This is a genomic window from Halopseudomonas sp., from assembly GCF_036960865.1.
Lineage (GTDB): Bacteria > Pseudomonadota > Gammaproteobacteria > Pseudomonadales > Pseudomonadaceae > Halopseudomonas.
In genome coordinates, this window is record NZ_JBALWE010000009.1 from 210,235 (window position 1) to 218,159 (window position 7,925).

The 7,925-nt window shown below is 57.2% G+C and carries 9 protein-coding genes; 3 read left to right on the top strand and 6 right to left on the bottom strand.

Going from position 1 to position 7,925, the window contains the following annotated elements; genetic code table 11:
* Window positions 1–100: 100 nt before the first annotated feature.
* From V7747_RS14435 to V7747_RS14445, 3 genes are all read left to right on the top strand, one after another.
* The gene (locus V7747_RS14435; protein ID WP_335616716.1) at window positions 101–511 is read left to right on the top strand and encodes a polyribonucleotide nucleotidyltransferase; all 411 of its coding nucleotides are present in this window, start codon (window positions 101–103) and stop codon (window positions 509–511) included.
* On the top strand, window positions 511–1,392 hold the full coding sequence (locus V7747_RS14440; protein ID WP_335616717.1) for a cation diffusion facilitator family transporter: 882 nt from the start codon (window positions 511–513) through the stop codon (window positions 1,390–1,392). The genes V7747_RS14435 and V7747_RS14440 overlap by 1 nt, the downstream gene beginning before the upstream one ends.
* Window positions 1,393–1,716: 324 nt before the next feature.
* The gene (locus V7747_RS14445) at window positions 1,717–2,205 is read left to right on the top strand and encodes an Lrp/AsnC family transcriptional regulator (RefSeq protein WP_335616718.1); all 489 of its coding nucleotides are present in this window, start codon (window positions 1,717–1,719) and stop codon (window positions 2,203–2,205) included.
* 181 nt (window positions 2,206–2,386) lie between these two features.
* Here the strand turns inward: V7747_RS14445 and V7747_RS14450 are convergent, their stop codons facing one another.
* The 6 genes from V7747_RS14450 to V7747_RS14475 form a co-directional block, all read right to left on the bottom strand.
* Complete coding sequence (locus tag V7747_RS14450; RefSeq protein ID WP_442909270.1) at window positions 2,387–4,552, bottom strand: T6SS phospholipase effector Tle1-like catalytic domain-containing protein; 2,166 nt, start codon at window positions 4,550–4,552, stop codon at window positions 2,387–2,389.
* Between the two features lie 515 nt (window positions 4,553–5,067).
* Window positions 5,068–5,631, bottom strand: a complete 564-nt coding sequence (locus tag V7747_RS14455; RefSeq protein ID WP_335616720.1) for a DUF3304 domain-containing protein — start codon at window positions 5,629–5,631, stop codon at window positions 5,068–5,070.
* 2 nt (window positions 5,632–5,633) lie between these two features.
* Complete coding sequence (locus tag V7747_RS14460; protein WP_335616721.1) at window positions 5,634–5,963, bottom strand: hypothetical protein; 330 nt, start codon at window positions 5,961–5,963, stop codon at window positions 5,634–5,636.
* Window positions 5,948–6,481, bottom strand: coding sequence for a DUF3304 domain-containing protein (locus V7747_RS14465; protein ID WP_335616722.1), 534 nt, complete (start codon window positions 6,479–6,481; stop codon window positions 5,948–5,950). Before V7747_RS14465 ends, V7747_RS14460 begins: the two co-directional genes overlap by 16 nt.
* Window positions 6,481–7,314, bottom strand: coding sequence for a DUF4123 domain-containing protein (locus V7747_RS14470; protein WP_335616723.1), 834 nt, complete (start codon window positions 7,312–7,314; stop codon window positions 6,481–6,483). The genes V7747_RS14465 and V7747_RS14470 overlap by 1 nt, the downstream gene beginning before the upstream one ends.
* The coding region (locus tag V7747_RS14475) for a bacteriophage T4 gp5 trimerisation domain-containing protein (RefSeq protein ID WP_442909271.1) at window positions 7,314–7,925 on the bottom strand (612 nt) is incomplete at its 5' end. The genes V7747_RS14470 and V7747_RS14475, both read right to left, overlap by 1 nt.

A 7,925-nucleotide genomic window follows, 5' to 3' on the forward strand; every position in this document is an offset into this window, starting at 1 on the left:
GCAACCCTTGTGGCGCCAGCACAGATCCGCGGGAGCAGTCCTTGCACACGCAGCCCGTTGGCGCTCATCCTCACACCTTCTAACCGGGAGACCTGTTGCCATGCGTCTGAAGCCTCTTGCCTGTGTTCTGCTTGCTACCACCATTACGACCCAACTGACCGCCTGCGGCACCGTGTTCTACCCGGAGCGCCGGGGCCAGATCAGCGGTGAGATCGACCCCGGCGTGGCGATTCTCAATGGCATCGGCCTGCTGTTTTACATTATCCCCGGCGTGATCGCCTTCGCGGTGGACTTTGCCACCGGCGCTATCTACCTGCCGGATGCGCGTTACAGCCTGGAACCTTCGCAGCTGCAACCAGCGATCGACGCGGACGGCAAGGTGGATAAAAGCAAGCTGCAGGCAATTCTGCACCGCGAGCTGAATCTTGACCTGCAACTCGACCAGGCCGAAGAAAGCAAGCAGCCGCTGCCCAGCCACATCGCGTTGTTGCACGGCACGCCGCGCGCCTGATGACGCAGCGCACACACGACGCCGAGGAGCGCGCACGCCTGCTGACACTGGCGACGCGTGCCTCGGTTGCCGTCGCACTGTTGCTGATCGCCCTCAAGGGCGGCGTCTGGCTGGCATCGGGTTCAGTCAGCCTGCTGGCCGGCCTGATCGACTCGCTGATGGATGCCGGTGCCTCGACCATCAATCTGTTTGCCGTCGGTTACGCGTTGAAGCCCGCAGACAAGGAGCACCGCTTCGGCCACGGCAAGGCCGAAGCCTTGGCCGGCCTTGCGCAGGCCGCCTTCATCACCGGCTCCGCGCTACTGGTTCTGGCCCAGGGTATTGATCGCCTGCTGCATCCACAGCCGCTTGAAGCTGCTTGGTCCGGGATCGCGGTCATGCTGTTCTCGATCATAGCCACGCTGGCGCTACTGGCGGTGCAGCGGCACGTGATCAAACGCACCGGCTCCACCGCCATCGGTGCCGATGCGCTGCATTATCGCTCTGATCTGCTACTGAACCTGAGCATCATTGCTGCCCTGCTGCTTGCACAGTTCGGCGTGCAGCGCGCCGACGCCCTGTTCGGCTTGGCCATAGCACTGTTCATCGCCTTTGGCGCGGTAAAGATCGGCCGGCAGGCGGTGCAAATTCTGATGGACCGTGAGCTGCCCGATGGCGTGCGTGCGCACATCCTGCAGTTGGCCCGCTCGATTCCGGGCGTACTGGATATCCATGACCTGCGCACCCGCGAATCAGGGCAGCATTGGTTCATTCAACTGCATCTGGAGCTCCCGGCCGAGCTCAGCCTGGCGCAAGCACATGAAGTCGGCGAGCAGGTGCGCTTGGCAATCATCAGCCACTACCCCCAGGCAGAAGTACTGGTGCACAAAGATCCGGCCTGAGAAGCTTTAACGCAAAATACGCACAACAAAAAGGCGAGCCACCCGTTGAGTAGCTCGCCTTTTTTACGTCCTCTGGATTCCTTGTGGGATCTTGCCTTGCTCCCGTGCCTTGTGGGCTGGGTAACCGGCTGGCAGCGCACCTGTTGGATGCTCTTGCCCCGACTCGCCGGATAAGCGAGTCGGCTGGACGACCGGTTCTGGCTGAAACTGTTGACTATAGTAGGCCGACAAGAGCGAAATAACTTTCCTTATATTGCATAAAATATTGCCAATAGCGCAATTTTTAGCTAAAAAACCAACTAAACACGCAATACTGGAAAAGCCATGAATTCTCTTAATCTGGATCGCTACGATCTGAAGATACTCGCCGCTCTGCAACACGATGCGCGCATCAGCAATCAGGAACTGGCCGAGCGCATAGGTTTATCACCCTCACCCTGCTCACGGCGGGTGAAAGCACTGGAAGACAGCGGTCTGATCAAGCGGCAAGTCGCACTGCTCGACCCGGCCATGCTCGGGCTGAAACTGACCGCCTTCGTGATGATCGGCATGGACCGCCACACACCCGAGAGATTTGCCGGTTTCGAGGCGGTTATCCGTGAGTGCCCAGAAGTGCTCGACTGCTGTCTGGTCACCGGCATGGACGCCGACTATCACCTGCGCGTTGTGGTGCCCGATATGGAGCACTATCAGCAGCTACTGCTGGGCACCCTCACCCGTATCGAAGGTGTCTCCAGCGTGCGCTCCAGCTTTGTGCTCAGCCAAGTCCTGGCCAGTACCGAGCTGCCGTTGAAACACTTGGGGCTAAATTGAAGGGCCGATCGCGGTCAGGCAATTTGCAAGGCCCGATTAAACCATGGGTCTTCTGTCGCTCTGGCAGGCGGGCCCTGCCCGCCAACGCGGATACTCAGCCTCCTTGCGCTGCCATGCAATAAAGCGCGCAAATAACCTCAATGGCCCTGCCCATCACGTATCGACCAAATTACTGTAGCTTTCAATGCAGCGATGTAGTCGTCTCCCTTAGCTGATTGAGCAGGCGCGCATTGCCGCCCAAGGGTGACTTTCCCTGCTGATCCAGCAGCGCTGCGGCCGGCTCTAGCAGAGAGTCCATATTCCCACTTTCCTTCGCCTGGTTCGCGGCCTCTGCGGCCTGCGCGGCTTGCGCGGCTTGCAGAATATGCTGCAAGGCAGGCGTATTGGCGGTTGCCTCATTCAGCTCTACCGGTGCTGGCAAGGCCGCCGCCAGATTCAGCGCGCTGCCGGTATCCTGAGTGAAAGCCCGCACCGCCTCCAGCCCGCTGAGCATAGGCACGGTAATACCGGTTCGGATATCGAAGGCCCGCATAGCCGGCAGGCTGGCTTGCCCCGACAAAACAGGGGTTGCCAGCGACGGCAGGGCCAGGCCCACCAAGTAGCGGGGGTCTTTACGGGTGATCGCCAGACCAACGCTGGCCAGCGCGATACCAACACCAACCACTTGGCCGCCACGGGCCAGTAGTGACAGGCGCTTGCTTGACTCGTTATCAAAGAACACCGCGCGATAGCGGAAATAATCGGTGAAAACCTCTCGCTGATTCAGCGCAGAATGCATGAACCAGGCCCGCGAATCATGTACCTGATCGTCGTACAGCGCGATTAGCAATGCGGCTTGCGCATTTACCGGCTGCCGCTCGGCATTGAAAAGACTCCGGTAGTACTGGCGCCCCTGCTCACGTAGGCGCTGGTACTCTTCAGCCTCATCCTGCTCATTGGTCAGGTAGATCAAGCCACCGAGTAACGCATTGAGCAGCGTCGAGGTCTGAAACCCTTCTTTCTCGGTCTCATCGGGCACCGGCCAGTTTTTACCTTCACCGCTTAGCGGTGCATCTTCCTTACCCCACTGCTTGAGGTAATCACGGCGAAACTCCAGTGCGCCCTCACGCAGCTGACGGCCATCCATATAGGGCTCATAAGTTTTATGGGTATTCAGGCGGATTGCTCCCGAGCTCTGCGTGCGCGCTTCATAGTCCGCCTTGATTTTCTCGCAGTCTGCTTTTTTCCGCTCGGCACGTGCCTCAGCCGCAGTGCGCTCCTCTTCTGATGCATAGCGAATCTCGCCTGACTCGCCACCGCGGGCTGCTGAATCCTTCTTCAGCTCAAGCCCGTGCAGGTACTCGAATGCCTCCACCTCCTCTGGCCGCATATCCCGATTATTTTTGCCAGAAACATGCTGGTAAAACGGCTGGTGCGCCATACTGCCCCTGGCGTAACGCTCAATCCGCCAAGCAGTTAGCTTCTCGGCCTCGCTGTTCATCACCTCTTCAACGGTGCCGCTGATCAGTTGCTTTTGCCAGGCGTTGAAGCGGGTGATTAGCTCGCTCGCGACCCGAAAAGATTCAATAGTTTCTGGACCCATTGCTAGCCAAGGGCTCTCACTCAATTGCTCGGGATTCAACACTTCGCCAGGCACCTGCATTGGAGCACCGGCTTTAAAAGCCGCGCTATACATATGATGCAAGGCAATCTGCGACAGCACATGGTGCCCGCCCTCCCGGGCTTTGCCCTGATCGCCCGCCGGGTAACCGCCACCCACATCGGAATGCACGCCGGGGTATATATACTCGTAAGTACCGGCCCGGTAGGTAGAAGGGACATCAGGACTCTCCGGGTCAGCCTTGCGGCGAATCGAATCCAGCGGGAAGCAGCCACGCTGCTCATGCGCGCCAATAATATGCACGCACTGTTTCAGAAACTGTTCAGAGTCCGGCAGCCGCATGGTGCCGGAAGCCCAGCTCATATGACCGGTCACAAAAGGCGCAAGGTAGGCCACGCCGACCGAGGCGACCGTTTCAAAAATGCCCAGAAACTCGATACTGATTGGCACACCGGCAAAGAGATAGCTGTCGCCCTCTCCCTTGGTGAGTTCCTGCAACCAGCTGGTAAAGGTGCGCGCCTGCGCAGCACCGCGAGAAAAGCCGTAAACAAACAGGCGAATACCGATAATCTCAGCACCACTCTTCTGCTCACGCAGGGCCGTGACCTTGGCAGCCAGACGCTCCATTTCCGGCTGCATTGCCGCTCGCCGGTTGGCCTTGCCGCGCGCTTCTCCTGCACCGACCATGTCCACGACCTTGCTGACCGACATGGCTTGAACTAACTGATAGGCTTTTTGATCATCCAAACGAGTTTTGTCACAGGCACGAACCAACGCGTCAATAAGGCGAGTAAGTCCCCAGTTAATCCGATTCTCACCACCCACAGCCTTCGTCAGTCCATTGCCTTGTGGGCTGTACTCACCTATTTCCTTAAACTCTGTGCCGACTCCCGGCAAGTAATAGCGATAAAATCCGGCATCAGACGGGGCTCCAACTTCCGTATCCAAGCTCGCATGGTAAAGCCGGGCTACATTGGTAGTAGTCGGCGGGCTTGCTTGGTTGTCAGAAAATTCATGGTTATTGGTACCATCAAAAAAAAGGCTGATGTTCAGCGTTTTTACACAGGGTGGTGGCGGTGGCGCCTCATTTTTTCTGGCAGCCTCAGCCGTGGCTTTATGCAAGGCAGCGCGTGCACTCACACGCCGTTTGCGAAGGTTAGCTGCCACCTCTGCTGGCCTTTTAGGCAATAAACCCTCAGTAGGAAACGCAGGGGTGCGATGTAGCGCCTCAGCATTGTGCTGCTCAGTTTTGTTGTTTGGTATCACTTGCTCGGACATTGGCTAGGCTCTTCCATGTTGCCTGGGTAGTTATAAGGGTACTGAGGGTGCCCCGGCGCATATACACCTGCGGTTACCTTAATTTCATTGCAAGGCAGAAAATGGACGCTAACAACACCAAGCGCCTCATACGGAGCCACCTCTACCTCAACACGATGGTGGGTGTAGCGAGTACGATGATCCGCTAAACGCTTACTCCAGGCGTCAGAGGAGCGAGGCTCTTTCCAGCTTATATATGCTAATGGGTCTGGGTCCGCCTCCCACTCCACCACCAATGTTAGCCCCGGGTGCCAGGTCAACGGCATACTGACGCAACATGTCTGCCCCCCCCCACTTGAGACACTCACATTTGAACCACCATTACCGTTCACGCTAAATCGATTGATTGCCGTTGTACCGCTGTGGTTATAACCCTCAATCGGCGCACCCAGGCTCTTTACCTTGGCCGGACTGGTTTGGGCAGAACAGGCATTGAGCAGGCACAGCGCGCCAAGCAGTACAACAAAGACGACCAGCCGGTTAGGCTGAAGGTGGTTGAATAGACGCATGCTTAGATGCTCCTTTGGTGCAGGCTTGGCTGCAATGAGACGGGAGTAGCCCGCTTATAAGGCAAGGGGTGATGGCGATGATTACCATCAAAAAACAGGCTGATATTCAGTCTTTTCACGCAAGACGGTGATGGTGGCGCTTTATTACTGCTTACAGCCTCGCTCCTTGCTTTACTCCATACGAGCTCTGCAGCTGCTTTATGCAAACGCAGATTGGCAGCTACCTTGCCCGGCGTACTTGACAGCAAGCCTTCTGCCGGGAAAATCCCGGTACGCGCCAGGCTGCTGGCAGAAAACTTCTTTCTCTGTTTATTCGTTATTGGTGCAAGCATTGGCTGGGCTCTTCCATGTTGAGCGAGTCGACATAAGGGTATTGAGGATGGCCATACCCATAGATTCCGGCTGTCACTTTGACTTCATTACAGGGCAAGAAATGTACGTTAACAACGCCCAATACCTCATAAGGTGCCACCTCTACCTCGACACGATGATGGGTATAGCCAGCAGCGTGCACCGTGTAAGCCTTATGAAAAGTATCCGTCCCCAATGGGGGAAGTTTCGCTCTTGGGTTAGGGTATTCTTCCCACTCCACCACCACTGTTAAGCCCGGCTGCCAGGTCACCGGCATACTCACACAGCAGTTTTGCTTACCCCCGCCCTGATGCGGCCCCACATTTGGCCCGCCAATACCGTTGACGCTAAATCTATTTATTGCATCAGAAGTGTGGCTGTACCCCTCAATCGGCGCACCCAGGCGCTTTAACTTGTCCGGGCTGGTTTGGGCAGAACAGGCATTGAGCAACAGCGCGCTGGGCAGTAGCAATGCGATAGCGGCTAGCCGAAAGATCATCAACCTTGCAGCTCACTGAGGTCTGGTGCCGTTGCAGAGTGCCTGACCAACCAGTTGTGTATAAACACTTCTCTTGAGTCGTCAAAACAGCTGCCTCGGTCTGCTGCAAGCTGAGCGTGCATCAGGTGGCGCATCAGGCCTTCGCGGTTGAGTTGCCCATATTGCGCTGGCTCCAGAGCATAGTTTTGTCGAAACATTTCCGCATTGGTCCAGGCCATCAGTGTCGCAACCTGTGCATTACTCAGGCGCAAAACCAAGGGTTTTGCATCCTGTGGCGGCACCGCATAGCCATCAAGGCGGGCGGGCTTATCGTCGCGGTCTATCCAGTGCCAGCTAAGTGCTGGTGCGTGAAATCCGCGGCTTTGCGCAGCATCCAGCATTTCGCAGGTTGCTAAAAACAATCGGGGGTCGAAATAGCGCAGTAACCCGGTTGTGTTGCCCTGATTCCACTCTGCCTGAGTGCAGCAACGCAAATGCTTGGTCAGCACCGCAAATGGCCAGCGGCTGTGTATAACCAGAATGCGGCGCTGGCTATACATCTGCGTAAGGCATTCTGCTAACCATGCGCGCTGGTCATTGACGGCCAAGTCTATCCGCACCAGCAAGGGCCCCTTGTCTGCAATAGCCACCTCAGGCGTGTGTTCTAGCAGGGGCGCCAGCTGCGGTGGCACAGCCAGCGCTTGCAAATGCTCAGGTAGCGAATAGTCCAACCGACTGGTATTTACCAACAAATCAAGATGCCCCAGCCTTGCAGACTCACTTTGTTCCAGCAGCGATTTCAGCCAAGCTGCCGCGCGCGGTTCAGTATGTGAGCTTGGCTTGTATGCAGCCATCAGCGTGGCACCAGAGCCTGGGCGTTGGCTTCGGCCTGTAGCAGACACTCTTCACACACGGCAGGTTCTGGTTTATCGCTGCATGGGTTGAGAATGGCCTGTTCCAGCGTAATGCCAGCCATATCACTGTCGGCAGCCCCCGGCAGCCCCGGCAGCTTGATGTCCAACCCTGCCCCGCTGCCCGGGGAGCCACCCGAATTGATCTTGAGCCCCGGACCAACCAGGGTCACGCCGCTGGGATCAAGCTTTAGGAAGGAGCCGCCGCCCTTGGCGGTCAGCTCCATGCCGGCATCTATTACCACCTTGTCGCCGGCGTAATAGTGAATTTCATTCCCGGCTTGCGTGAGTTGCGCGGTGCCGAGTTTGACGTGCTGGCTGGTGCCCACGCTGAGGTGGTCGTTGGCTTTGACTTCGGTTTTGCGGTCGCTGTGGGTGGTGTGGTGTTCTTCGGCCTTGAACTCGCTGTAGCTGTTGGCTTCGACTGTGTCGTGGCGTTCGTTGCCGACGCGCACCGTCTGGTCGTGCTCGATATTTTCGTCCCAGTCTTTCTGCGCGTGCAGGTAGATCTGTTCTTCGCCCTTTTTATCCTCGATGCGCAGTTCGTTGTAGCC

What these genes read in the sequence shown, in the direction of transcription:
- V7747_RS14465 (WP_335616722.1), bottom strand. Translation starts at nt 6,481, where the DNA reads ATGATCTTTCGGCTAGCCGCTATCGCATTGCTACTGCCCAGCGCGCTG.
- V7747_RS14440 (WP_335616717.1), top strand. Translation starts at nt 511, where the DNA reads ATGACGCAGCGCACACACGACGCCGAGGAGCGCGCACGCCTGCTGACA.
- V7747_RS14445 (WP_335616718.1), top strand. Translation starts at nt 1,717, where the DNA reads ATGAATTCTCTTAATCTGGATCGCTACGATCTGAAGATACTCGCCGCT.
- V7747_RS14470 (WP_335616723.1), bottom strand. Translation starts at nt 7,314, where the DNA reads ATGGCTGCATACAAGCCAAGCTCACATACTGAACCGCGCGCGGCAGCT.
- V7747_RS14455 (WP_335616720.1), bottom strand. Translation starts at nt 5,631, where the DNA reads ATGCGTCTATTCAACCACCTTCAGCCTAACCGGCTGGTCGTCTTTGTT.
- V7747_RS14460 (WP_335616721.1), bottom strand. Translation starts at nt 5,963, where the DNA reads ATGCTTGCACCAATAACGAATAAACAGAGAAAGAAGTTTTCTGCCAGC.
- V7747_RS14435 (WP_335616716.1), top strand. Translation starts at nt 101, where the DNA reads ATGCGTCTGAAGCCTCTTGCCTGTGTTCTGCTTGCTACCACCATTACG.